A 22,857-nucleotide genomic window follows, 5' to 3' on the forward strand; every position below is an offset into this window, starting at 1 on the left:
GTATGGGCATGACACGTACCGACCAAGACACTTGGGATCTGGCCTCGAGCGTGGGGGCGACCGCGACCTGGGTCGCGGCCTGCCGGGCCCTGGCCGGCAAGCAAGCAGGCGCCCTGATCGACGATCCGTTCGCCGACCCGCTGGTTCGTGCGGTGGGTGCCGATTTCTTCATCAAGGTGCTCGACGGCGAAATCACCGACGAGAGCGGCGGTCTCGACCCCGACGCGGACCCCGACGTGGAATTCAACCTGCAGCGGATGGTCAACATGATGGCCGTACGCACCCGGTATTTCGACGACTTCTTCACCGACGCCACCGCGGCCGGTATCCGCCAGGTGGTGATCCTGGCCTCCGGCCTGGACTCGCGCCCCTACCGGCTGGCCTGGCCGCAGGGCACCGTCGTCTACGAAGTCGACCAACCGGCGGTCATCGAGTTCAAGACCACCGCGTTGTCGAACTTGGGCGCCCAACCCACCGCGGAGCGCCGGACCGTTGCGGTTGATCTGCGCGACGACTGGCTAAACGCGTTGCGGCAAGCCGGTTTTGACGAGACGAAGCCCGCGGCGTGGAGTGCCGAAGGCCTGCTGATGTACCTGCCTCCCGAGGCGCAGGACCGATTGTTCGACGCCATCACGACGCTGAGCGCACCGGGTAGCCGGCTGGCCACCGAATACCACCGCGACGGCATGCCCCTGCTCGAGAAACGCGCGAAGGCGATGGCCAAGCGCTGGGGGCAATTCGGCTTCGACACCGACGTGTCCGCGCTCGTCTATCACGGTGAACGCACGCCGGCTGCCGACTACCTGAGCGCGGCCGGCTGGGAGATCACGGCGCGTACCCGGGCCGACCAGTTCGCCAAGGCCGGCTTACCCGTGCCGCCGGGCGAAGGCCTCAAGGCGCTGGAGAACCACGTCTCGGTGATTGCCGTCCTGCGGTAGCGCTCAGCTGGGTTTGGCCGCCGGCGTCCGGACCACCAACGGCGCGGCAGGGAAACACCACGCCATCTCCGAGCGCGACTTGCGCAGCGCGGCGGTGCCATAGCCCCGTTTGCGGTGGTCGGGGTGGATCCAGATGCGCACCTGCACCTCGCCGCGGTCCAGTTCGCCGAACACCATCCCGACCTTCTGGCCCGAGTCGATCGCCACAAACCACGCGGCCTCTTCGTCGTCGACGCGTCCCAGCGCGGACCGGATCTCGTCGTCGAGATTGCCTGCCGGGCCACCGGATCCGTCGCCGGCGGCACCCATGTCCTGAGTGCGGACGGCGAAGATGTCGCGGTCTTCCTCGGCGGAAAACGCCCGGAGCTCCAGGCTGTCGCCCGAACTCGCGGGCCGCTCGCCAAGAGTGAAGCTGAGCTGCTTGTTCAAGTCTTCGAGCTCAGCCTGGATTTTCCGTCGCGAATCCTTGGTGAGCAGATCGAAGGAGAGACCCAGCACCGCTTCGGCGCCCACGTGCGACGTGCCGAGCAAACCGCCGATCGCCTCAACCGCGGCGGGCCCGTTGTCGGCCTCCACGATGAGGTCGAGTACTTCATGCCGGCGTTCGAGAGCTTTCAGCAGGGCATCTGCGATCTCTCTGCGGGCAGCTTTGCGGTCGTGGTCAGTCATTGCACAAGACTAGAACGCGAAGCGGCCAAGTGCGCCGGCTGGCCCGGATCACCGCCGTCCCAGCTCGAGAAAGCGCCGGTACCGGTCGTCGACCGCGCCCGCCCAGGTGGGGTCGGGATCGACGATGCATTCGGTACGGGCCCAGCGCGCCGCGTCATCGATCGTCGTCTCCAGGCCCGCCGCCATTCGGGCCAGAAACGCCGCGCCCAGCGCGGCACCCTCGGCGACCGCCGACACCTGGACCGGCCGGCCCGTCGCGTCGGCGATGGCCTGCATCCACGGCCGTAGCCGGGTGCCGCCGCCGGTGGCCACGATGCGCGTCACCGGAGTGCCGCTAAGTTCGATGAGCTGACGGACCACGAAGCCGGACGCTTCGTAGGCGGCCCGCCGCAGCGAGGCGGCGTCGTGGGTGAGGTCAAGACCGTCCAGCGCGGCCCGGCGGTCGGGGTCGTGAAACGGGGTGCGCTCCCCGCGAATGTAGGGCGACCAGACGGGTACCCGGCGCGGATCGACCGCCGCTGGGTCGCCCGGCCCGATCACGCGGTCCACCCAGCCGAGGAACAGGCCGCCGGCGTTGCTGGCGCCGCCGATCTGACTCTTGCCTGCCGTCGTGTGTGGGATCGTCCAGAGGCCGGGAACCTGTCGCGCCTCGGCGATGGTGGTCCACACGATCAGGGTGGTGCCGCACATCACCAGGACGTCGCCGTCGCGGTCGGCCCCCGCCACCATCTGCTCGCACAGCGCGTCGATCGCCCCGGTCGCCAGCGCCGCGTCGGATTGGTGCACCTGCCCGGCGACCGCCCCGATGGTTTCCACCCGCGGCATCTGCGCGACGGCCGCGCCGTGGCCGGCGCACTGCTCGGCGTTCCAGCCGGTCCCGTCGAAGAGGGGATACGACGTGGCGGCCGTGGCGATGTCGATCACCGCCTCCCCCGCCAGAGCGTGATTGGCGACCGCCGGTGCCGGCCAGTATCCGGCGGCCCCGGGCGCCTCGGCGGCGGTCCAGCGCAGGAACTCGGCTGCCTCACCCAGCGCGGGAAACGGTTGATTGCCGGCCACCCGCCCGCGCTCGTCGCCGTACAGCAGCCCCGGCGTGACGACGTTGCCACCCGCGTCGACGGCGGTCAGCGACGGGACCATTGCCGATACCGCCACCGCGCGAACCTCGGGCCCGGGAGCCAGCTGGTGCAGGGCCGTCAGCGGACCTCGCCGCCACGCCTGGTCGGCGTCATGTTCCAACCGGTTGGGGGTGGGCACCCGCAGCTGGTGGGGAATCCGGACCCGTGCGGCCACGCGCCCGTCCTCGGCCGCGACTACCGCTTTGACCGCGGTGGTGCCGATGTCGATGCCGATTGTGACGTCGCTACGTGACACGGGCGTCACCGTACGCCAGCATTGAGGGTCGTGACCTCAAGACCGCGCGCCCTGGTGACAGCCCCCTTGCGCGGACCCGGGTTCGCCAAACTCCGGGAGTTGGCCGACGTCGTCTACGACCCCTGGATCGACCAGAGTCCGCTGCGGATCTACAGCGCCGAGCAGTTGGCCGAACGGATCAGCGCCGAAGCCGCCGACGTCGTCGTGGTGGAAAGCGATGCGGTGCGGGCGCCGGTGTTCGATCTGGGCCTGCGCGCGATCGCGTCGACCCGCGGCGACCCGAACAACGTCGACATCGCCGGAGCCACCGAGGCCGGCATTCCGGTGCTGAACACACCGGGCCGCAACGCCGATGCGGTGGCCGAGATGGCCGTCGCCCTGCTGTTGGCGGTCACCCGTCATCTGGTAACCGCGGACTCGGATGTGCGCAGCGGCAACATGTTTCGTGACGGCAGCATTCCGTATCAGCGGTTCCGCGGTGCCGAGATCGCCGGACGCACCGCCGGTCTGGTGGGCCTGGGCGCCGTCGGTCGCGCGCTGCGGTGGCGGCTGACCGGACTGGGCCTGCGGGTCATCGCCTACGACCCGTACCACGACGAGGCCGAGCACAGCCTCGACGAGCTGCTGGCCGAGGCCGACGTCGTCTCCCTGCACGCACCGGTCACCGGGGACACCGCGGGGATGATCGGCGCCAAGCAGTTCGCGGCCATGCGCGACGGCGCGGTCTTCCTCAATACCGCCCGCGCGCAGCTACACGACACCGACGCGCTCGTCGACGCCCTGCGCTCCGGCAAGGTGGCCGCGGCCGGCCTGGACCACTTCGTCGGCGAATGGCTGCCGACCGATCACCCGCTGGTGGGTATGCCCAATGTCGTCCTGACTCCGCATATCGGGGGGGCTACCTGGGACACTGAGGCGCGGCAGGCTCAGATGGTCGCCGACGATCTGGAAGCGTTGCTATCCGGCAACACACCCGCCCATATCGTCAACCCGGAGGTGCTGGCCCCATGACGTCCGTGAAATCCGTCCCCGACCCGGAGACCGCGGTGCTGGGCGCCGCCAAGGAAATGCTGCGCCGCGGCCTCGTCGAGGGGACCGCGGGCAACCTCTCGGCGCGGCGTTCCGACGGCAACATCGTCATCACGCCATCGTCGGTCGACTACGCCGACATGGAACTCGACGACCTCGTGTTGGTCGACCCGGAAGGTGCGGTGCTGCAGGCCAAAGACGGCAGGCACCCGTCGTCGGAGATGCAGCTGCACCTGGCCTGCTTTTCCGCATTCGACGACATCGGCAGCGTCATCCACAGTCACCCCGTGTGGGCGACCATGTTCGCCATCTCGCACCAGCCCATCCCGGCCTGCATCGACGAGTTCGCGGTCTACTGCGGTGGCGACATCCGGTGCGCCGACTACGCGGCGTCCGGCACGCCCGACGTCGGCGCCAACGCGGTCAAGGCACTGGAGGGCCGGGGCGCCGCCCTGATCGCCAACCATGGCCTGGTCGCGGTCGGGTCACGGCCCGACAAGGTCTTGCACATCACCGCGCTGGTCGAGCGCACCGCCCAAATCGTCTGGGGGGCAAGGGCTCTCGGTGGCCCAGTGCCCATTCCCGAGGACGTGAACCGGAATTTCGCCGGCGTGTACGGCTATCTGCGCGCGAACCCCATGTAGTGATGGACAGGGTTGCGCTAGGTCGCGCGAGTGTGGCGCGCGTCGTCGAGTTCCAATTCAGCCTTGGAACCAAGTTCTTTCCCCGCACCCCCGCGTCGGGGTGGCACGACAACGCCGACCTGCTGGTGCCGGACTTCTTCAACCCCGACACCGACGAGTGGCGCATCGCGGTCCAGAGCTGGGTCGTCGAGGTCGACGGCCTGACAGTCGTCGTCGACACCGGCGTCGGCAACGACCGAGATCGGCCACACATGCCGGCGCTGGATCACTTGAACACCGGGTACCTCGACGCGTTGCGGTCGGCGGGGGTCGACCGCAACGCCGTGGACGTGGTGGTCAACACCCACGTCCACTCCGACCACGTCGGCTGGAACACCATGCTGCGCGGCGACGCCTGGGTCCCGACGTTTCCCAACGCACGGTACGTGCTGCCCTCCGCCGACTACCGCTACTTTCATCCTGGCGGACCGGCCGCATCGCAAGAGCCGCGGACCGAGGAGGAAGCGGCCCAACAGCGCGGCGACCAGTTGGTGTTCGCCGACAGCGTCGCTCCGGTCGAGGAAGCCGGGCAGCTCGTCGGATGGTCGGACGACTATCAGATCAGTGACTCGCTGCGGCTTCGGCCCGCCGCCGGGCACACGCCGGGTTCCTCGGTGCTATGGCTGGACGCGGGTGAGCCGGCGGTCTTCGTCGGCGATCTCACCCACAGCCCACTGCAGCTGCGGCGACCCGCAGAGCCGTGCGCCTTCGACGTGGACGCCGATGCCGCCGCGGTCACCCGCCGCCGGATCTTCGGCGAGGCCGCACAAGCCAAGGCCGCCGTCATTCCCGCGCACTATCCCGGCCACGGCGGGGCGTCGATTCGCGCCAGCGCCGACTGCTTCGACGTCGACGACTGGTTGGGCCTCGAGCGCCTCTAGTCGAGACTGACCGGCAGCGAATCGTAGACGGTCATGTTGTTGCCCAGGTGGGGCAGCGTCATCGTCGGCTCGCCGATCTCAATGGTCTTGGTGTTCAGCAAGATCTCGTCGAGCGCGGCCCGGACCTCAGCGCGTGCCAGCATGGCGCCCAGGCAGTGGTGGGCGCCTCCCCCGCCGAACGACTGGTGCGGGTTGGGGTCGCGGCGGATGTCGAACCGGAAGGGGTCGGCGAAGACGTCCTCGTCGCGATTGGCCGAGCGCAGCATGGTTACGACGCGCGCTCCCGCCGGGATCAGCTCACCGCCCAGCGTCACGTCTTTGGTCGCCCCGCGCACCCAGAACATGATGGGCGTCGAGTAGCGGATCACCTCTTCGACCGCCGTGCGCCGCGCGTCCGGGCCGGACCGATATGCGGCGATCTGATCCGGATTGGCGACGAAGGCACGGATGCCGTCGCACAACGCATTTCGCGTCGTATCTGCACCTGCCAGCCCGAGAATGAAGAAGAAGATCTCGAGCTCGTTGGACGGCAGCAGGTAGCTCTCCCCCGACTCTTCGGTGATCTCCGCGGTGCACAGCGCGCTCCAGATGTCGTCGACGGGGTGTTCGCGTTTCTCGGCGGTCAGCGAGCTGGCGTAGGCAAACAACTCCAGGAACGGCATCACGTCGTCTCCTTCGGGCAGCGACATCTGCGCGCCCGCGGTTTTCAGCACCTTCTCGATCAGCCCGAACACGTGCGGCCGGTCCGCCTCGGGGATCCCGACGATGTCGCCGATCACCGAGATCGGCAATCCCGCTGCCAGGTCAACGAATTCACCACCGCCGGATTCCAGCAGGGCCGCGGCCATCGTCTTGGCCCGGTCACGGATCCCGTCTTCGAGCTTGGCCACCGCGCGCGGCGTGAACGCCCGCGTGATGAGCCTGCGGCGCACCGTGTGATCCGGCGGGTCCAGACTGACGATCGCGGGATAGACGTCGAACAGCGGCACGTCCTGAATCAACGGCCCGCGGGTCGCCGTGAACGTCTCGTAGTCGCGGTGCACCCGCGCGACGTCCTCATGCTTGGTGCACACCCAGAATTCCCGTCCCACAACGGATTTCACCTCATCGGTGAGCCGCTGGTGGAATACCGGCGTGCGGGACCGCAGCTCGGCGAACAAGTCGTCGGGAAACCGCGATGCCCACATCGCCGGCTCGGCGAGGTCGATCGTCGTGTCGGTCAAGATTCTTCCCCGATCTCCTGCAACAGCCCCGCCAGGATCAAGCGCAGCCCGTACGCGAATGTCGTGTCGCTGGGCCGGTGCGCGGCTGCGCCGGCGTGGAGATTGTGCGCGAGCTGCACCGAACCCAGCAGATGGATGTAGAGCGTGGCATGGGCCGCATCGAAATGCTGCTTCCGCAAACCGGATTCGCGCAGGATGCCCCGGGTGGCGCGATCCATCTCCGTGGCCGCAAAGGTGTGCGGATGTTCTTGCAGCAGTACCGCGATGCCCGGCACTGCCACCAGAACCTTCCATGCGTTCATGTAGAGCTCGACCAGGCGCGCTTCCCAGCCGCCCTCTTGCGGCACCTCGATCTGCGCGAGCACCGATTCGATGAGCAGATCGAGCAGTTCGCGCTTGTCCCGGACGTGGTAATACACCGACGAGGCCGCCGTGCCCGCCTCGGCGGCCAACTCACGCATCGTCACCCGGCTAACGCCCACCCGCGTGGCCAGTTGCAGCAGATGCTTCGTCAGATGCGCCCGGTCCAGCGCCCCGTATCGCAGCACTGGCGCACTGGCCATTTTCTCCACCGGATACCTCACGTTTCGAACGACAGTCGAATTCGAACAGAGTTCTGATTCAAACAGCGTTCGTCGTACACTGTCAAACCTCGGGGCAGCCGGAAGGTGGTGAGGCGCGTGGAGCGCTACCGCGTGGTGCAGTGGTCAACCGGCAACATCGGCAAGAAGGCGCTCGGCATCCTGCTCGACCGCGACGTCTTCGACGTGGTGGGCGTCCACGCCTTCGGGCCCGACAAGGTGGGGCAGGACGCGGGGGCGCTGGTCGGCCGGGCCCCGATCGGGGTCGCCGCGACGGACGACGTCGACGCGCTGATCGAACTGGCGCCGGACTGCGTGAACTACATGCCGCGCGCCATCGATTTCGACTTGGTGGAGCGGTTGCTGCGCAGCGGCATCAACGTGGTCACCACCGGAGACTTCGTGACCGGCAGCCACCATCCGGCCGAGCTCGCGGCGCTCGAGGCGGCCGGACGAGAGGGCGGCGCGACCTTTCTGGGGACCGGATTCGAGCCCGGCTTCGCCAACGTCGCCGCGGGCTTCCTCACCGGCGCGTGCTCACAGGTGCGCAGCGTCAAGCTCGTCGAAACGCTGGACTGCACCACCTACCCCGTGCAGGACGTGTGGAAGGTGCTCGGATTCGGCAAGCCGCCCCGCCAGCGGATCACGCAAATCGACCCGGAGACACAACGATACGGCCTCGGCTACTTCGAGACGCTGGACATGATCGCCACCATGCTGGGGACCGAGCTCGACTCCAAGGATGCGTTTGTCGAGTCCGCCGTGCTGACCCAGGACGTGAATCTGGGCTGGGTCGATTACGCCGCTGGAACCGTCGGAGGCCAGCGCCGCACCTACCGCGGTCACCGCAGCGGCCGCCCCGTGATCGAGTTGGCCATCTGCTGGACCATGAGCGACGACGCACTCGACCCGCAGTGGACCGACCCGAAGGGTTTCAGCGTGGTGATCGAAGGCGAACCGCGTGTCGACGCGACGATCCGATTCGGCGAACCCGGACAGGACATCATGACCGTGTTGATGGCCAGCACCGCCGTCGCCGCGGTCAACGCCATACCGTTCCTCTGCGACGCGAAGCCCGGCGTCATCACCCCGATTGACTTGCCCATCACCGGGTCCCCGGGCGCTTTGACGGCCTGACTCCTCAGCGGAGCGCGGCCCCAACCCCGCCCGGAAGAACCCTTCATCAGCACCCGTTTACCCGAGGCCGCGTATGCCGTTTGACAAGGTTGGCGCGAATTCGCGGAAGCGTACTGTGGTGGAAGCTTGTTATATTGGCTAAGTATTAGCTAAGCTGTACTAACTACTTCCGATTTGGGGGAACCGAAATGACTACCACCAGCTCAACCCGCTACGAGGGCGACACCTGGGACCTGGCATCCAGCGTCGGGGTGACCGCCACCATGGTCGCGGCCGCCCGCGCCGTCGCGTCCCGCGCGGATCGCCCGTTGATCAACGACCAATACGCCGAACCGTTGGTCCGGGCGGTCGGCGTCGACCTGCTCAGCCGGTTGGCCAGCGGGGAAATCGACACCAGCGAACTCAACGACGTGCACGATGGCGCGACGGGGTCTGCCGGCGCCATGTCCCGCATGGCCGACAACATGGCCGTGCGTACCAAGTTCTTCGACGAATTCTTCCTGGCGGCGGCGCAGGCCGGCATCAAGCAGGCCGTGATTCTGGCGTCGGGACTGGATGCCCGCGCTTACCGGTTGGCCTGGCCGGCCGGGACCGTCGTCTACGAGGTGGACCAGCCGCAGGTCATCGAATTCAAGACCCGCACGCTGGCCGAGCTCGGCGCCGCTCCCACCGCCGATCGGCGCGTGGTGGCCGTCGACCTGCGCGACGACTGGCCCACCGCACTGCGCACCGCCGGATTCGATCCGAACCAGCCGACCTCGTGGAGCGCCGAGGGCCTACTCGGCTACCTGCCCCCGGACGCGCAGGACCGGCTGCTGGACACCATCACCGAACTCAGCGCCCCGGGTAGCCGGATCGCCACCGAAAGCGCGCCCAACCCCGAGCCCGGCGACGAGGAACTGCTCGCCGAACGCATGCAGACCATCGCCGAGCGCTGGCGTGCCCACGGCTTCGACCTCGATATGGCGGGGCTGGTGTACTTGGGTGACCGCAACGAGGCGTCGCCCTACCTGAGCGACCGCGGTTGGCAGATGGACGACGTCAGCATTCGAGAGTTGTTCGAGGCCAACGGACTTGCGCCGCTGACCGACGACGACCTGCGCATGGGTGAGATGCTGTACAGCAGCGGCACTCTGGACACCGACGCGAAATAGGAGCTAGGCGCATGACGACGGGACGAACCGACGGCGACAGCTGGGGATTGGCGCACAGTGTGGGAGCGACGGCCACCATGGTCGCCGCCTCCCGCGCGGTGGCCTCGCAGGGCCCCGATGCCTTACTCGACGATCCGTGGGCCGATCCACTGGTGCGGGCGGTGGGATTGGACATCTTCGTCCGGATCATCGACGGCGAGGTGAATTTCGAGGACGACGCGCTGATGAACCGCACCACGCGGATTCACCAGATGACGGTGCGGACGCGGTTCTTCGACGACTTCTTCACCGGCGCTGGCAAAGACGGTGTCCGTCAGGCGGTCATCCTGGCCTCCGGACTCGACACCAGGGCCTACCGACTGCAGTGGCCGGCCGGCACGGTGGTCTACGAGATCGACCAACCCGAGGTGATCGCGTTCAAGACCGACACCCTGGCCGACCTCGGCGCCATCCCGACCGCCCAGCGCCGAACGATCGCCATCGACCTGCGCGACGACTGGCCCGCCGCGCTACGCGAGGGCGGATTCGACCCCACGCAGCCGACCGCGTGGAGTGCCGAAGGGCTGCTGCCCTACCTGCCGCCCGAGGCTCAGGACCGGCTGTTCGACCACATCGCCGCGCTGTCCGCGCCGGGTAGCCGGCTGGCCACCGAACACGTGCCCGACCCGAATGCCTTCACCGACGAGCGGTTGCAACGCATCACCGAGCGGTGGCGCAGCTTCGGTTTCAACCTCGACGCGTCCGAGCTGTTCTATCAGGGCGAGCGCAGCGTCGTCGTCGACTATCTCGGCACCCACGGCTGGGAGGTCACGGCCCATCCCGCCAGGGAGCTATATGCCCGCAACGGGTTTGAGTTCCCCGAGGACGAGTTCGCGGGCGCCTTCGGCGACATGAGTTACGTGGAGGCCACCCTTCGATAGGGTGTGGTGGTGGCACGCTCGCACGACGATGACTGGGATCTGGCGTCCAGCGTGGGCGCGACCGCAACCATGGTCGCGGCCGGGCGGGCTATGGCGACCAAGGATCCGCGGGGGCTGATCAGCGATCCGTTCGCCGAGCCGCTGGTGCGCGCTGTCGGGGTGGATTTCTTCATCAAGATGATGGACGGCGAGATCGATTTCGACGGGATCGAGAACGCCACTCCGGCGCGGCTGCAAGCAATGACCGACGGCATGGCGGTGCGCACGAAGTATTTCGATGACTACCTGACCGACGCCACCGGCACGGGCGTCCGTCAAGTGGTGATCCTCGCGTCGGGATTGGACTCGCGGGCCTACCGGTTGCCGTGGCCCGCCGGGACGGTGGTCTACGAGATCGACCAGCCGCAGGTGATCGAGTTCAAGACCAGCACACTGGCCGGCATAGGCGCCGAGCCCATCGCCGCCCGGCGCACCATCCCCATCGATCTGCGCGCGGACTGGCCGACGGCGCTACGCGGCGCCGGCCTGGACACGGCGGCTCCGACGGCGTGGTTGGCCGAAGGCCTGCTGATCTACCTGCCGGCCGAAGCTCAAGACCGGCTGTTCGACAACATCACCGCGTTGAGCGCCCCTGGCAGCACGATCGCCACCGAATTCGTGCCCGGCATCATCGATTTCGACGCCGACCGGGTACGGGAGATGTCCAGTTCCTTCCGCGACCACGGCGTGGACATCGACATGGCATCACTGGTGTACGCCGGCGAGCGCAACCACGTCGTCGACTATCTCCGGAACACGGGATGGCACGCCGAAGGCGTGACGCGAACAGAGTTGTTCGAGCGCAACGGCATCGATCCGCCCGCCCCGGAACGTGACGACCCGCTCGGCGAGATCATCTTCATCAGCGGCCGGCTCACCGGCTAGTGGCGATCGCAAGCGCGGCGTAGCCGGGCGAATGGGGGTACCTCCCGCTTGCGGGGGAGGGTCGCCACAGGCTAGAAGCGGAACTCCCCCAGCCACAGCGCGCTGACACCGCTGAGTGTCTGCTCGACGTTGTTCAGCATCGCGGCGACCGAGCGGCCGAGCAGGGCGCCAAGCGCGTCCGGCATCGACGCGGCAGCCGGTTGCGACGACCCACGCGGACGCACCATGTCCAGCAGTGAGGAGCCCGGGAAGCTGACGATGCTCACCTCGGTGCCCTCGTCCAGGCCGGCCAGCACTTTGGCGCGGCGCACTGCGGCACGCAGGCCGCCGAGTTCATCGACCAGACCACGCTCCAGGGCGTCGGCGCCGGTCCAGATCCGGCCTCGCGCAACGGCATCCACCGCCTCGGCGGTCAGGTTGCGGCCCTGCGCGACGCGTTGGACGAAGTCGTCGTAGATGAGATCCGCTTCGGCCTCACGGTCGGCACGCTGCTGCGGCGTGAACGGCGCGTCGATCGACCAGGCGTCGGCGTTGACGTTGGTGCGCACGGTATCTGACGCGACACCCAGCCGCTCCTTCAGATCCCGCACCACCAGCTTCCCGGTGATGACACCGATCGAACCGGTGATGGTGGCCGCGTTGGCCACGATCGCGTCCGCTGCCATCGCGACGTAGTAGCCGCCCGAGGCGGCGACCGAACCCATCGAAGCCACCACCGGTTTGCCGCGGTCACGGGCGCGGACCACCTCGCGCCAGATGGTCTCCGACGCGGTGACCGAACCGCCGGGGCTCTCGATGCGCAGCACGATGGCGGACACTGCATCGTCAGCGGCGGCCTCCCGCAGCGCCGCGGCGATCGTGTCACCGCCGGCCGACGAGTTTCCCAACGGCGGGAACTGTGGCCCGCCCCGGCCGTTGACGATGGGCCCTTCGACGGTGACGACAGCCAGCGTGGGCTTGGGTTTGCGGCCGGGAAGCGACGGCACGGGCGGCGCCAGGCGCGGCCGCGACGCGCCCGCGTACCGCGTCAGATTGAGCCGCGGCGGCGTGTCCTCGGAGTCGTCTGAAACATCTTCCACACCGACCATTTCCGCGATCCGCGCGTGGGCTTCGTCGCGGAAGCCGATCCGGTCGACCAGTCCGGACGCGACCGCCTCATCGCGCAACAGCGGCGCCTTATCCGCCAGCCCATCGAGCGCAGCGGGGTCGATGTCGCGGGACTCCGCGATCGATTGCCATACCTGTGCTTGCAGGCTTTCCAACATCCGGGTCACCGCCTCCCGGTGGGAGTCGGTGAAGCCATCCTCGGTGAATAGGTTTGCCGCTGACTTGTATTCGCCTCGCGCCACGAATTGCGCTTCGATCCCCGCCTTGTCGAGCGCGCCGCGCAGGAAGGTGGCGTTGCTGGCGAATCCGACCAGCCCGACACTTCCGGCGGGCTGCATCCAGACCTCACCGAACGCCGAAGCCAGGTAGTAGGACAGCGTGCCCGGGTAGGTCTCGGCCCAGGCCAGCGACGGCTTGACGGCGGTGAAGGCCGCGATCGCCTCGCGGAGTTCCTGAACCGCCGCGGCCGGCGACGCCTGCATCTGGACGCGCGCGATCAGCCCGGCAACCCGCGGGTCGTCGGCGGCGCGATGCAATGCGGCGACCGCCTGGCGCAGCGCCAACGGACGGCCACCCCCGGTGATGATCGCCAGCGGGTCAAAGCCCGTCGTCTCGGGCGGCACCGAACGCAGGCTGAATTCGAGCACGCAGCCGTCGGGCACACCGTGGTGGCGAACGGTATCGACACGACCGGCCAGAGCGCGGATGTCGTCGACACCGGGAAGGGAAGGCAGAAAGGCGAACATGCTGTGCAGCGTACCGATTCGCCGCCGTAGGGTGGTTGCGTGAGGTTTTCGATCGCGATCCCTCAGTTCGATTACACCGATTTTGACGGCGACGGTCTGCGCTCGTACCTAGAGCGTGCCGAGGAGCTCGGCTTCGAGGGCGGTTGGCTGCTCGAGCAGTCCGTCGGCACGGCGCCGCTGCTGGCCCCGCTGGAGCTACTGGCCTACTGCGCCGCCTTCACCAAGCGGCTGCGCCTCGGCGTCGCGGTGCTGGTGACATCGCTGCACGAGCCGCTGCAGCTGGCCCAATCCGTGACCGCCGTCGACCGGATCAGCCATGGACGGCTCGACGTCGGTGTGGCGCCCGGCGGCGGTGGTCGCCAATTCGCCGCCTTCGGGGTGGACAAAGAGCACTTCATCTCGTATTTCACCGAGGGCCTCGAGCTGATGAAAGCGGCATGGTCGGACGAGCCCACGGTGACGTTCCACGGCCGGTACCGGGACGTCGACGGCTTGGGCTCCAACCCGAAGCCGGTGCAGCGACCGCACCCGCCGATCTGGTTCGGCGGCCTGGCCCCGAAGGCCTTGGCCAGGGCGGTGCGCCTCGGCGATTCGTTCCTGGGCGCGGGCTCGTCGACCACCGAGCACTTCGCCGGGGCGGCCGCCACCGTGCGCCGCGAGCTCGACAAACAGCAGAAGGACCCGACACACTTCACCATCGGAAAGCGCGTCTACCTGATGGTCGACGACAACGCGGCACGCGCCCGTGAACGGGTCCTCGACGGGCTGCATCGCATCTACGCCAACGTGATTCCCGGCATCGAGGCCGTACCGGTGTCGGGCACGCCCGACGATGTCGTCCGCGGGCTACGCGAAGTCATCGACGCCGGCGCCGAGATGCTGCTGCTCAATCCCGTCGGCACCGACGTCCCCGAGAACCGCGAGCAGATGGAACGCCTTGCCGCAGAGGTCATTCCGCAGCTGGGCTAGCACCCAAACGACGCAAAAAGCCCCCGACACGCGATGCGCGCGGGGGCTTTTGCTTCTGCTTACGCTAGGACAGCTCGGTAGCCGAACCACCGGCGGCGGTGATCTTCTCGCGCGCGCTGCCGCTGAACTTGTGCGCGGACACCTCGACCTTGACGGTCAGGTCGCCATCGCCGAGGACCTTGACCAACGAGTTCTTCCGAACCGCGCCCTTGGCGACCAGTTCGTCGACACCGATGGCACCGCCCTGCGGGAACAGCCGGCTGATGTCACCGACGTTGACGACCTCGTATTCGGTACGGAACCGGTTGCGGAATCCCTTGAGCTTGGGCAGCCGCATGTGGATCGGCATCTGCCCACCCTCGAAGGTCACCGGCACGTTCTTGCGCGCCTTGGTGCCCTTGGTGCCACGGCCCGCGGTCTTGCCCTTGGAGCCCTCACCGCGACCGACGCGGGTGCGCGCCTTCTTCGAACCGGGGGCCGGCTTCAGGTCGTGCAGTTTGATCGTCATTTGGTCTTACCTCCAGCGGCCGCCTCGGCGGGCTCCACCTCGACGAGGTGGCTCACCACAGCGATCAGGCCGCGGGTCTGTGGGTTGTCCGCACGGATCACCGAGTGGCGAATCCGCCGCAATCCCAGGGTGCGTAGGCTCTCGCGCTGCTTCCAGCGAGCGCCGATCGTGCTGCGCACCTGGGTGATCTTCAGATCGCTCATGACTGTGCTGTCGCCTCTCTTGCCGCCGCAGCAGCCAGCGCTTCGCTCTCGCGTCGCGCCTTGAGCATCCCGGCCGGGGCGACATCCTCGATCGGCAGCCCGCGTCGCGCCGCCACTTCCTCGGGTCGCTGCAGCAGCTTGAGCGCCGCGACGGTGGCATGCACCACGTTGATCGCGTTGTCGCTGCCCAGCGATTTGGCCAGAATGTCATGCACGCCAGCGCATTCCAGCACCGCGCGGGCCGCACCACCGGCGATCACACCGGTACCCGCGCTGGCCGGACGCAACAGCACCACACCGGCGGCCGCCTCACCCTGCACCGGGTGGGTAATGGTGCCACCGATCAGCGGCACGCGGAAGAAGCCCTTGCGTGCCTCCTCGACACCCTTGGCGATCGCGGCGGGGACTTCCTTGGCCTTGCCGTAGCCGACACCGACCATGCCGTTGCCGTCGCCGACGATGACCAGCGCGGTGAAGCTGAATCGCCGACCACCCTTGACCACCTTGGAGACGCGGTTGATGGCAACGACGCGCTCTAGGTAGTTGCTCTTGTCGCCGTCGCGGTCGCGGCCACGTCCTCCGCCGCCGTCCCGCCGGCCGCGGCCATCGCGGTCGCCGCCGCGGTCACCGCGGCTGTCACGACTGTCGGAGCCGCCCTGCGACCCCGCCGACTGCTCCGCCATTATGCGGTCCTTCCAGTAACCATCAGAAACTCAATCCGTTCTCGCGGGCGGCGTCGGCCAGTGCCGCGATCCGTCCGCCGTAGGTGTATCCCCCGCGGTCGAATACCACGCTGTCGATGCCGGCGGCCTTGGCCCGCTCGGCGATCAATTGACCGACCCGCACGCTGTGGGCTTTCTTGTCACCATCCAGGCCACGCACGTCGGCCTCGATCGACGACGCCGCGGCCACCGTGGTGCCGTTCTCGTCGTTGACCAGCTGCACGTGGATGTGCCGCGCCGAGCGGTTCACGACCAGCCGCGGGCGCTGCGAGGTGCCCGCGATCTTCTTGCGCAGCCGTGCGTGCCTGCGCAGCCGGGATACCCGGCGGGTTGCCGATACGCTCTGTCCCACCGGCTTGCGCTCGGCGGTGTCAGCTTTTGCTTGCGCCATGACTACTTACCTGTCTTTCCGACCTTGCGGCGGATCTGCTCACCCTCGTAGCGCACGCCCTTGCCCTTGTACGGGTCCGGGCGGCGCAGACGGCGGATGTTTGCCGAGATCTGGCCGACCTTCTGCTTGTCGATTCCCGTGATGGTGAACTTCGTCGGCGACTGGACCGCGAACGTGATGCCGTCCGGCGCCTCGATCAGCACGGGGTGGCTGTACCCGAGTGCGAACTCCAGGTTGGAACCCTTGAGCTGCACGCGGTAACCGACGCCGAAGATCTCCATCTTGGTGGTGTAGCCCTCCGTCACGCCGGTGACCAGGTTGGACACCAGGGTGCGCGAGAGCCCGTGCAACGACCGGTTCAGCCGCTCGTCGTTGGGACGGTTGACCACGATCGCGCCATCTTCGTTGCGCGCCAACGTGATCGGCTCGGCGACCGTCAACTCCAGGGTGCCCTTGGGCCCCTTGACGGAGACATTCTGGCCGTCGATCGTTACGTCGACTCCGGACGGAATCGGAACAGGTTGCTTACCAATACGCGACATGACTTATCCCCTCACCACACGTACGCGAGGACTTCGCCGCCCACGCCCTGCCTGGCGGCCTGACGGTCGGTCAGCAGGCCCGAGGAGGTCGAGATGATCGCGACGCCCAGGCCGCCGAGAACCCGCGGCAGGCCGGTGGACTTCGCGTACACCCGCAAACCGGGCTTGGAGACGCGCCGCAGACCGGCAATGCTGCGCTCCCGGCTCGGCCCGTACTTGAGCTGGACGATCAGCGACTTGCCGACGCGAGCGTCTTCGGTCCGGAAGTCGCTGATGTAGCCCTCGCTCTTGAGGATCGCAGCGATGTTGGCCTTCAGTTTTGAGTGAGGCAAGCTCACCTCGTCGTGATACGCCGAGTTGGCGTTGCGCAGACGTGTCAAGAAGTCTGCGATCGGGTCCGTCATTGTCATGACAGGTCTGTTACCTTCCTCGCGGTGGTTCCCCGGTCCAATTTCTCTTGGGAGGCCTGCCGCGCACCTTTATCTGGTAGGGGTGATGTCCTGGGGCCTGTTACCAACTGCTCTTCTGCACGCCGGGCAGCTCGCCCGCGTGCGCCATCTCGCGCAGGCAGATCCTGCACAGCCCGAACTTGCGGAACACCGCGCGCGGACGACCGCACCTGTTGCAGCGGGTGTAGCCGCGCACCGCGAACTTGGGCTTGCGCGCGGCCTTGTTAACGAGTGCCTTCTTCGCCATCTACTCAGTTCTCCTTGAACGGAAAGCCAAGGGCCCGCAACAGCGCTCGCCCTTCGTCGTCGTTCGTCGCCGAGGTGACGACGTTGATGTCCATGCCACGGACCCGGTCGATCTTGTCCACGTCGATCTCGTGGAACACCGACTGCTCGGCCAGCCCGAAGGTGTAGTTGCCGACGCCATCGAACTGCTTGGGCGAAAGCCCGCGGAAGTCGCGAATACGTGGCAGCGCAATCGAAGTCAGCCGGTCGAGGAATTCCCACATGCGGTCGCCGCGCAGCGTGACCCGGGCGCCGATCGGCATGCCCTCACGCAGCTTGAACTGCGCGATGGACTTGCGGGCCTTGCGGATCTCGGGTCGTTGCCCGGTGATCGCCGCCAGGTCGCTGACGGCGCCGTTGATCAGCTTGGCGTCACGGGCGGCGTCGCCGACACCCATGTTGACCACGACCTTCACCACGGTCGGGATCTGCATCACGTTGCCGTAGCTGAACTCGTTGTTCAGCGCATCCCGAATCTCGTTGCGGTACCGCTCTTTAAGGCGCGGCTGAACCTTCTCTGCAGTACTCATCAGATGTCCTTGCCATTGCGCTTGGAGACGCGGACTCGCTTGCCGGTCTCCTCATCGAGCCGGTAGCCGACTCGGGTGGGCTTGCCGTCCGAATCGACCACCATCACGTTGGAGGCGTCGATCGGGGCTTCCTGAGTGACGATCCCGCCCGACTGGGCCCCACGCTGGTTCTGCGAGGCGGCGGTGTGCTTCTTGATCGAGTTGACGCCCTGGACCAGCACGCGATTGCGCTCCGGGTACACCTTCAGCACTTTGCCTTTGGCGCCCTTGTCCTTACCGGCGATCACCAGCACGGTGTCGTCCTTCTTGACCTTCACCTACAACACCTCCGGGGCGAGCGAGATGATCTTCATGAATCGCTTCTCACGCAGTTCGCGCCCGACCGGCCCGAAGATGCGGGTCCCACGCGGGTCGTTGTCGGGCTTGATGATCACCGCGGCGTTTTCGTCGAATTTGATGTAGCTGCCGTCGGGACGCCTGCGCTCCTTGACGGTGCGCACGACCACGGCCTTGACGACGTCACCACGCTTGACGTTGCCACCGGGGATGGCGTCCTTGACGGTGGCGACGATGACATCACCGATGCCGGCGTAGCGTCGCGACGAACCACCGAGCACCCGGATGCACAAGATCTCCTTGGCACCGGTGTTGTCGGCAACCTTCAGCCGCGATTCCTGCTGAATCACCTGGTCTCCTGAACTGGTTCACGTGTGCACGGCAGGAGGACTCACTTCGCTGCGCACTGCTACGTGCAGTACCCACCAAAAAAACCTGACGTGCGCGGTCTTTGTCACCGAAGAGCACGCGGGGCCGATGGTGGTGCATATACCGGCCGAGGTCTGCCCAAGGCAACCCCCAGAGTCTAGGTCAAGACCTGCGCAGAGCCAAATTCGCGTCGGCCCCGGTAGTGGCCCCGGTAGTGGGTCAGTTTGAAACAACCCCTGCAATGGCGGCCGGCGTCTCCAACTGCGTGTGGACCAACCGCGACATCGCTTCGCTCGCCGATGAGAAACGGCACCCGGCGGCGCAGGTTCTCGTGCTGATCGGGTCTTCCATTGCCGCGGGGTGCCGTCTTCGTGATGCTTCGACACTACGCCCGAGGTGATCGGTTTGGTGAAAATATTTCAACCGGCCTCACTACCCCGACGCGCCCCTTGGCCAGGCCGGATCGGTCGTTGGCTAATCGTTACGCGACACGGCGTGCGGCACCGCGAATTCCGCCGCCAGATGGGCACACAATGCGGGCATGGTGGTACCGCGGGAGCGGGCGGGAGGTATCTCGCGGCAGGCGTTCTTGCGCGCCGCCGCGGGCGCGTTGGCCACCGGGGCAGTGTTCGGGACGGGGCGCGCCGCCGCCGATCCGCCTGCCTCGGGCTGGGGCGGACTTTCCACCGCCATCAGCGGGCAGGTGATACTGCCGGACAACGGGCAGTTCGGGGCGGCCAAGCAGGTCTTCAACACCAACTACAACGGCTCGACGCCGGCGGCGATCGTCACTCCGACGTCGGCGGCCGACGTGCAAAAGGCGATGGCCTTCGCCGCCGCGCACAACCTCAAGGTCGCTCCGCGCAGTGGGGGGCACTCCTATATAGGTGGGTCCACGGCGAACGGAACCATGGTCATCGACCTCCGTCAGTTGCCCGGGGGCGTCACATACGACGCCGCCAGCGGACAGGTCACGGTCACGCCCGCGACCCCTTTGTATGCGATACATCAGGAGCTGGCGGCGGCCGGCCGTGGCATCCCGACCGGAACCTGCCCGTCGGTCGGGGCCGCAGGCCACGCGCTGGGCGGCGGGTTGGGCGCCCAGTCGCGGCATGCGGGCCTGCTCTGCGACCAACTGACGTCGGCGCAGGTGGTGCTACCCAACGGCCAGGCGGTCACCGCGTCCGCCGCCAACAACCCCGACCTGTTCTGGGGGCTGCGCGGTGGCGGTGGCGGCAACTTCGGGGTGACCACCTCGCTGACCTTTGCGACGTTTCCGACCCATGACGTCGACGTGGTGAACCTCAACTACCCGCAGCAGGCCTTCGCGCAGGTCTTGATGGGTTGGCAGAACTGGCTGCGCACCGCCGACCGCAACAGCTGGGCGCTCGCGGACAGCACGACCGAACCGATGGGAACACACTGCCGCATCATGGCGACCTGCCCGGCCGGGTCGGGCGGCAGCGTGGCGAACGCCATCACGTCGGCCGTCGGGATGCAACCCAGCGGAACCGACAGCCACACGATGAACTATCTGGACCTGGTGCGGTACCTGGCCGTCAACAATCTCAATCCGTCGCCGCTCGGATATGTCGGCGGATCGGATGTCTTCGGAACCTTCAACGCGGGCGCGGCTCAGGGCATCGCGGCGGCGGTCAACGCTTTTCCTCGCGGCGCGGGTCGCATGCTGGCGATCATGCACGCCATGGACGGCGCGCTTGCCACTGTGGCACCGGGGGCCACCGCCTTTCCGTGGCGCCGGCAGTCCGCGCTGGTGCAGTGGTACGTCGAAACGGGCGATGTGGGCGCGGCGACCACCTGGCTCGCCAGCGCTCACCAAGCGGTGCAACCGTATTCGGTTGGTGGTTACGTGAACTACATCGAGGCGAACCAACCGGCGTCGCGGTACTTCGGACCGAACCTGTCCCGGCTGACCGCGGTCCGGCAAAAGTACGACCCGGGCCGAATCATGTTCTCCGGCTTGAACTTTTGACGCCGACCGCCGCCGCGCTCAGCTGCTGTTTCGGTACCACGCGATGATGTAGAGGACCAGCGCGGCGGCCAGCCCGATCAGCACCCAGATCACCACGGCCTGGTCGATCCACGAACCGGGTGGCGGGGCGCCGGGAAGGATATTTCGCAGCGGCACGACGGCGAACAGCATCGCGGCATACCAGGTGGCAAACGGCGGCAGGAACTGCCTGCGGCCCGTCAGCATCTGAATGGCCACGAACAACGCCAACGTCGGCAGCGTAATCAGGACCAGGCAGATGCCGAGGTCGAAGACCAGCGGACCCCTGGCCCGGTGCAGGGTGATGATGACGTTGTCGGGACGATCGGGGTCGTTCTTGTTGCGGGCAACCCGAGTGAGCTCGACGTCCCAGCCTTCCAGCGACCCAGTCACTTCCACCCGGCCGAATGTGTATTGACGGTTATCGCCCGACCCAACAAGGACGTCCGCCTGAATCAGGTCGGTCGTGTAGGAGTCGAACGGCCAGTCGCCCGGGTCGCCGTGGGCTTCGATGGTGGTCGACACCTGCGCAGGCAACTTCCCCACCGGGTATTGCAGATCTCCCAGGTCGTTCTGCGGGAAGAACCGCACCGACGTGTCGGTGCTCAACACGTTGAGCCGTTTGTTGAGCAGCGAGTCGTCGGGCATCACCAGCACCTTCACATCGAGGCGATTCGCCACGGTGTGAAGCTGCTCGAGGCGCACCAACACCACGGTGCCGTCGGCGGTGCTCAATTCGGGTTCGGGCATGCGCGGCTCGCTGGCCAGCAGGTGATAGCCGAGCAGCGACAGGCAGTAGGCCATGACGACGCCGAGCACGATGCAGACATCGAGCACGACGTGTCGTCGACGCTTCGGCTTACCCTGCGGCTCGGGTTCCGGCGGAGCCGGTGGCAAACCGGGCGGGGCCGCCGTGGGCGGATCCGCCGGCGCCCCCAGCGCCCCGGCAAGGTCCAATTCGGGACCCGTCTCGGCAGGCACATATGCCCCCGACGTGGCCAGGTCCCGGTGCAGCGTCACGGAGCCAGATGCTAGCAACGGCGGAGTTTGCTGACCTGGGATAAAACAGCACCGCTACGCGGTGTTAACACGGCGATGACATCGCTGCCGCGAAAGTCAGTCTCCTTGCCGGATCCAGGAGATGATGTACAAAGTCATGGCCGTCCCGAGCCCGATCAGCACCCACTGGACGACGGCTTGGTCGATCCATGAGCCCGGCGGCGGTGAACCGGGCAGGAAATTTCGCAGCGGGACGACGGCAAACAGCATCGCGGCATACCAGGTTCCGAACGGGGGCACGAACTTCCTCCGGCCCAGCACCATCGGAATGGCCACCAGCAGCGCCAAAGTCGGCAAGGCGATGAGGACGATGATGATGGCGATGTCGAAGACCAGCGGACCCTTGGCTCGCTTCAGGGTGATGATTAGGCCGGCGTCGTCATCGCTCGCGGGCGCGGGTTCACCGGCGTCGGTAACGCGGGAGACGGCGACGTCCCAGCCTTCCATCGCTCCGGTCACCTCGACGCGGCCCGGGTACTTTCTGCGACCGTCGCCGGCTCCGATGAACGCATCGGCCGAGATTTTTTCGGTTTTGTACTGGTCGAATGGCCAGTTACCGGGGTCGCCGTGCGCCTCGATTTTGGTTTGGAGTTGCGCCGGCGCCTTTCCGATCGGGAATATCAGGTCGCCGAGGTCGCTGGTGGGATACAGGCGCACCGCCACGTCTTTGGCCAACACGTCGAAGCGGTTGTCGTATACCGAATCCGGCGGATAGACCAGCACATCCACTTGGAGGCGGTTTGCGGTGGTCTTCAGCTCATCGAGCCGCAGCTGAACGATCGTGTAGTTGCCCTTGCCTTCGCTCAAGTCCAGTGGCGGGAGTGGCCCCGCGGATCTCTGCAGGTAGTGGACGGCGAATAGGGACAGGGCGTAAGCGCCGGCCACCAAGATGACCACACCCAACGTGATCGAGATGCGTTTTCTGCGGCGGTTGAAAGCGGCCTGAAAGCGCCCGAAGCGTGTCGTGGGCCCCGGCTCCTCCGGGGGCGGCGGCGGCGGCTCTTCCTCCGGCGGCGGCGGAGGCGGTAGCTCCGAAGTGTCAGTGGTCATCATCCGCTTTCGCGGGACCGCAGGGGGAACCGAGCTTGTCGAAGCGCCACGGGGTCAGATGTTAGCG

General features: G+C 67.2%; 27 protein-coding genes. 10 read left to right on the top strand and 17 right to left on the bottom strand.

The window, feature by feature from the left end; genetic code table 11:
- Window positions 1-8 precede the first annotated feature (8 nt).
- Window positions 9-938: a class I SAM-dependent methyltransferase gene (locus MNAB215_RS03955; RefSeq protein WP_077078401.1), complete on the top strand. Its 930-nt coding sequence runs from the start codon at window positions 9-11 to the stop codon at window positions 936-938.
- Window positions 939-941: 3 nt separating this feature from the next.
- Here the strand turns inward: MNAB215_RS03955 and MNAB215_RS03960 are convergent, their stop codons facing one another.
- Window positions 942-1,607, bottom strand: a complete 666-nt coding sequence (locus tag MNAB215_RS03960) for a GNAT family N-acetyltransferase (protein ID WP_077077544.1) — start codon at window positions 1,605-1,607, stop codon at window positions 942-944.
- 48 nt (window positions 1,608-1,655) lie between these two features.
- Window positions 1,656-2,981 (bottom strand): xylulokinase, encoded by a 1,326-nt coding sequence (locus tag MNAB215_RS03965; RefSeq protein WP_077077545.1) that lies wholly within the window; start codon window positions 2,979-2,981, stop codon window positions 1,656-1,658.
- A 30-nt stretch (window positions 2,982-3,011) separates the two neighbouring features.
- On the opposite strand from MNAB215_RS03965, the gene MNAB215_RS03970 reads away from it, so the two are divergent.
- Genes MNAB215_RS03970 through MNAB215_RS03980 form a run of 3 tightly spaced genes read left to right on the top strand, consistent with a single transcriptional unit; the run spans window position 3,012 to window position 5,574 of the window.
- Window positions 3,012-3,992 (top strand): NAD(P)-dependent oxidoreductase, encoded by a 981-nt coding sequence (locus MNAB215_RS03970; RefSeq protein WP_077077546.1) that lies wholly within the window; start codon window positions 3,012-3,014, stop codon window positions 3,990-3,992.
- Window positions 3,989-4,654 (top strand): L-fuculose-phosphate aldolase, encoded by a 666-nt coding sequence (locus MNAB215_RS03975; RefSeq protein WP_165691524.1) that lies wholly within the window; start codon window positions 3,989-3,991, stop codon window positions 4,652-4,654. Before MNAB215_RS03970 ends, MNAB215_RS03975 begins: the two co-directional genes overlap by 4 nt.
- 2 nt (window positions 4,655-4,656) lie before the next feature.
- A complete protein-coding gene (locus MNAB215_RS03980) occupies window positions 4,657-5,574 on the top strand; it encodes an MBL fold metallo-hydrolase (RefSeq protein WP_083745996.1) in 918 nt (305 codons plus the stop codon).
- Here MNAB215_RS03980 and MNAB215_RS03985 read toward each other — a convergent pair.
- Both MNAB215_RS03985 and MNAB215_RS03990 read right to left on the bottom strand, forming a co-directional pair.
- Entirely contained in the window at window positions 5,571-6,857 is a 1,287-nt protein-coding gene (locus MNAB215_RS03985) for a cytochrome P450 (RefSeq protein WP_425436422.1), read from the bottom strand. The two genes, MNAB215_RS03980 and MNAB215_RS03985, sit on opposite strands and share 4 nt — an antisense overlap.
- Window positions 6,794-7,360 (bottom strand): TetR/AcrR family transcriptional regulator, encoded by a 567-nt coding sequence (locus MNAB215_RS03990; protein ID WP_077077548.1) that lies wholly within the window; start codon window positions 7,358-7,360, stop codon window positions 6,794-6,796. The genes MNAB215_RS03985 and MNAB215_RS03990 overlap by 64 nt, the downstream gene beginning before the upstream one ends.
- A 117-nt stretch (window positions 7,361-7,477) precedes the next feature.
- Here MNAB215_RS03990 and MNAB215_RS03995 point away from each other — a divergent pair, with 117 nt between their 5' ends.
- From MNAB215_RS03995 to MNAB215_RS04010, 4 genes are all read left to right on the top strand, one after another.
- Complete coding sequence (locus MNAB215_RS03995) at window positions 7,478-8,515, top strand: NAD(P)H-dependent amine dehydrogenase family protein (protein WP_108637529.1); 1,038 nt, start codon at window positions 7,478-7,480, stop codon at window positions 8,513-8,515.
- A 188-nt stretch (window positions 8,516-8,703) separates the two neighbouring features.
- Entirely contained in the window at window positions 8,704-9,669 is a 966-nt protein-coding gene (locus MNAB215_RS04000) for a class I SAM-dependent methyltransferase (RefSeq protein ID WP_077077550.1), read from the top strand.
- Between the two features lie 11 nt (window positions 9,670-9,680).
- Window positions 9,681-10,589 carry a class I SAM-dependent methyltransferase gene (locus tag MNAB215_RS04005; protein WP_077077551.1) on the top strand — a complete coding sequence of 303 codons (909 nt, stop codon included), beginning with the start codon at window positions 9,681-9,683 and terminating at the stop codon, window positions 10,587-10,589.
- 9 nt (window positions 10,590-10,598) lie between these two features.
- A complete protein-coding gene (locus tag MNAB215_RS04010; RefSeq protein WP_077078404.1) occupies window positions 10,599-11,513 on the top strand; it encodes a class I SAM-dependent methyltransferase in 915 nt (304 codons plus the stop codon).
- A gap of 71 nt (window positions 11,514-11,584) precedes the next feature.
- Here the strand turns inward: MNAB215_RS04010 and sppA are convergent, their stop codons facing one another.
- Entirely contained in the window at window positions 11,585-13,366 is a 1,782-nt protein-coding gene (sppA, locus tag MNAB215_RS04015; protein ID WP_077077552.1) for a signal peptide peptidase SppA, read from the bottom strand.
- Window positions 13,367-13,405: 39 nt separating this feature from the next.
- Between sppA and MNAB215_RS04020 the strand changes: the two genes are divergently transcribed.
- On the top strand, window positions 13,406-14,335 hold the full coding sequence (locus MNAB215_RS04020; protein ID WP_077077553.1) for an LLM class flavin-dependent oxidoreductase: 930 nt from the start codon (window positions 13,406-13,408) through the stop codon (window positions 14,333-14,335).
- Window positions 14,336-14,399: 64 nt separating this feature from the next.
- On the opposite strand, the gene rplO is transcribed toward MNAB215_RS04020, so the two are convergent.
- The 10 genes from rplO to rplN all read right to left on the bottom strand — a co-directional run bounded on the left by rplO (window position 14,400) and on the right by rplN (window position 18,651).
- Window positions 14,400-14,843: a 50S ribosomal protein L15 gene (gene rplO, locus MNAB215_RS04025; protein ID WP_077077554.1), complete on the bottom strand. Its 444-nt coding sequence runs from the start codon at window positions 14,841-14,843 to the stop codon at window positions 14,400-14,402.
- On the bottom strand, window positions 14,840-15,046 hold the full coding sequence (gene rpmD, locus MNAB215_RS04030) for a 50S ribosomal protein L30 (RefSeq protein ID WP_077077555.1): 207 nt from the start codon (window positions 15,044-15,046) through the stop codon (window positions 14,840-14,842). Before rpmD ends, rplO begins: the two co-directional genes overlap by 4 nt.
- Window positions 15,043-15,729 carry a 30S ribosomal protein S5 gene (gene rpsE, locus MNAB215_RS04035; RefSeq protein ID WP_077077556.1) on the bottom strand — a complete coding sequence of 229 codons (687 nt, stop codon included), beginning with the start codon at window positions 15,727-15,729 and terminating at the stop codon, window positions 15,043-15,045. Before rpsE ends, rpmD begins: the two co-directional genes overlap by 4 nt.
- A gap of 22 nt (window positions 15,730-15,751) precedes the next feature.
- Window positions 15,752-16,120 carry a 50S ribosomal protein L18 gene (gene rplR / locus MNAB215_RS04040; protein WP_077078405.1) on the bottom strand — a complete coding sequence of 123 codons (369 nt, stop codon included), beginning with the start codon at window positions 16,118-16,120 and terminating at the stop codon, window positions 15,752-15,754.
- Window positions 16,121-16,161: 41 nt separating this feature from the next.
- Window positions 16,162-16,701 (bottom strand): 50S ribosomal protein L6, encoded by a 540-nt coding sequence (rplF, locus tag MNAB215_RS04045; RefSeq protein WP_077077557.1) that lies wholly within the window; start codon window positions 16,699-16,701, stop codon window positions 16,162-16,164.
- Window positions 16,702-16,712: 11 nt separating this feature from the next.
- Window positions 16,713-17,111, bottom strand: coding sequence for a 30S ribosomal protein S8 (gene rpsH / locus MNAB215_RS04050; protein WP_077077558.1), 399 nt, complete (start codon window positions 17,109-17,111; stop codon window positions 16,713-16,715).
- A 100-nt stretch (window positions 17,112-17,211) separates the two neighbouring features.
- Window positions 17,212-17,397 carry a type Z 30S ribosomal protein S14 gene (locus MNAB215_RS04055; protein ID WP_007167851.1) on the bottom strand — a complete coding sequence of 62 codons (186 nt, stop codon included), beginning with the start codon at window positions 17,395-17,397 and terminating at the stop codon, window positions 17,212-17,214.
- A 4-nt stretch (window positions 17,398-17,401) separates the two neighbouring features.
- Window positions 17,402-17,965, bottom strand: a complete 564-nt coding sequence (rplE, locus tag MNAB215_RS04060) for a 50S ribosomal protein L5 (protein WP_077077559.1) — start codon at window positions 17,963-17,965, stop codon at window positions 17,402-17,404.
- Window positions 17,965-18,282 carry a 50S ribosomal protein L24 gene (gene rplX / locus MNAB215_RS04065; protein ID WP_077077560.1) on the bottom strand — a complete coding sequence of 106 codons (318 nt, stop codon included), beginning with the start codon at window positions 18,280-18,282 and terminating at the stop codon, window positions 17,965-17,967. Before rplX ends, rplE begins: the two co-directional genes overlap by 1 nt.
- Window positions 18,283-18,651 carry a 50S ribosomal protein L14 gene (gene rplN / locus MNAB215_RS04070; protein WP_003403649.1) on the bottom strand — a complete coding sequence of 123 codons (369 nt, stop codon included), beginning with the start codon at window positions 18,649-18,651 and terminating at the stop codon, window positions 18,283-18,285.
- A gap of 560 nt (window positions 18,652-19,211) precedes the next feature.
- Between rplN and MNAB215_RS04075 the strand changes: the two genes are divergently transcribed.
- A complete protein-coding gene (locus tag MNAB215_RS04075) occupies window positions 19,212-20,663 on the top strand; it encodes an FAD-dependent oxidoreductase (RefSeq protein WP_077077561.1) in 1,452 nt (483 codons plus the stop codon).
- 18 nt (window positions 20,664-20,681) lie between these two features.
- Here MNAB215_RS04075 and MNAB215_RS04080 read toward each other — a convergent pair whose 3' ends face one another.
- Window positions 20,682-21,620: a DUF4436 domain-containing protein gene (locus tag MNAB215_RS04080; protein ID WP_425436423.1), complete on the bottom strand. Its 939-nt coding sequence runs from the start codon at window positions 21,618-21,620 to the stop codon at window positions 20,682-20,684.
- Window positions 21,621-21,797: 177 nt separating this feature from the next.
- On the bottom strand, window positions 21,798-22,790 hold the full coding sequence (locus MNAB215_RS04085) for a DUF4436 domain-containing protein (RefSeq protein ID WP_083746052.1): 993 nt from the start codon (window positions 22,788-22,790) through the stop codon (window positions 21,798-21,800).
- Window positions 22,791-22,857: the final 67 nt, after the last annotated feature.

The organism is Mycobacterium numidiamassiliense (assembly GCF_900157365.1).
GTDB lineage: Bacteria > Actinomycetota > Actinomycetes > Mycobacteriales > Mycobacteriaceae > Mycobacterium > Mycobacterium numidiamassiliense.

What these genes read in the sequence shown, in the direction of transcription:
- MNAB215_RS03980 (WP_083745996.1), top strand. Translation starts at nt 4,657, where the DNA reads ATGGACAGGGTTGCGCTAGGTCGCGCGAGTGTGGCGCGCGTCGTCGAG.
- rplF (WP_077077557.1), bottom strand. Translation starts at nt 16,701, where the DNA reads ATGTCGCGTATTGGTAAGCAACCTGTTCCGATTCCGTCCGGAGTCGAC.
- rpmD (WP_077077555.1), bottom strand. Translation starts at nt 15,046, where the DNA reads ATGAGCGATCTGAAGATCACCCAGGTGCGCAGCACGATCGGCGCTCGC.
- MNAB215_RS04000 (WP_077077550.1), top strand. Translation starts at nt 8,704, where the DNA reads ATGACTACCACCAGCTCAACCCGCTACGAGGGCGACACCTGGGACCTG.
- MNAB215_RS03990 (WP_077077548.1), bottom strand. Translation starts at nt 7,360, where the DNA reads ATGGCCAGTGCGCCAGTGCTGCGATACGGGGCGCTGGACCGGGCGCAT.
- MNAB215_RS03955 (WP_077078401.1), top strand. Translation starts at nt 9, where the DNA reads ATGACACGTACCGACCAAGACACTTGGGATCTGGCCTCGAGCGTGGGG.
- sppA (WP_077077552.1), bottom strand. Translation starts at nt 13,366, where the DNA reads ATGTTCGCCTTTCTGCCTTCCCTTCCCGGTGTCGACGACATCCGCGCT.
- rpsH (WP_077077558.1), bottom strand. Translation starts at nt 17,111, where the DNA reads ATGACAATGACGGACCCGATCGCAGACTTCTTGACACGTCTGCGCAAC.
- MNAB215_RS04085 (WP_083746052.1), bottom strand. Translation starts at nt 22,790, where the DNA reads ATGACCACTGACACTTCGGAGCTACCGCCTCCGCCGCCGCCGGAGGAA.
- rpsE (WP_077077556.1), bottom strand. Translation starts at nt 15,729, where the DNA reads ATGGCGGAGCAGTCGGCGGGGTCGCAGGGCGGCTCCGACAGTCGTGAC.
- MNAB215_RS04075 (WP_077077561.1), top strand. Translation starts at nt 19,212, where the DNA reads ATGGTGGTACCGCGGGAGCGGGCGGGAGGTATCTCGCGGCAGGCGTTC.
- MNAB215_RS03960 (WP_077077544.1), bottom strand. Translation starts at nt 1,607, where the DNA reads ATGACTGACCACGACCGCAAAGCTGCCCGCAGAGAGATCGCAGATGCC.
- MNAB215_RS03975 (WP_165691524.1), top strand. Translation starts at nt 3,989, where the DNA reads ATGACGTCCGTGAAATCCGTCCCCGACCCGGAGACCGCGGTGCTGGGC.
- MNAB215_RS04055 (WP_007167851.1), bottom strand. Translation starts at nt 17,397, where the DNA reads ATGGCGAAGAAGGCACTCGTTAACAAGGCCGCGCGCAAGCCCAAGTTC.
- rplE (WP_077077559.1), bottom strand. Translation starts at nt 17,965, where the DNA reads ATGAGTACTGCAGAGAAGGTTCAGCCGCGCCTTAAAGAGCGGTACCGC.
- rplO (WP_077077554.1), bottom strand. Translation starts at nt 14,843, where the DNA reads ATGACGATCAAACTGCACGACCTGAAGCCGGCCCCCGGTTCGAAGAAG.
- MNAB215_RS04005 (WP_077077551.1), top strand. Translation starts at nt 9,681, where the DNA reads ATGACGACGGGACGAACCGACGGCGACAGCTGGGGATTGGCGCACAGT.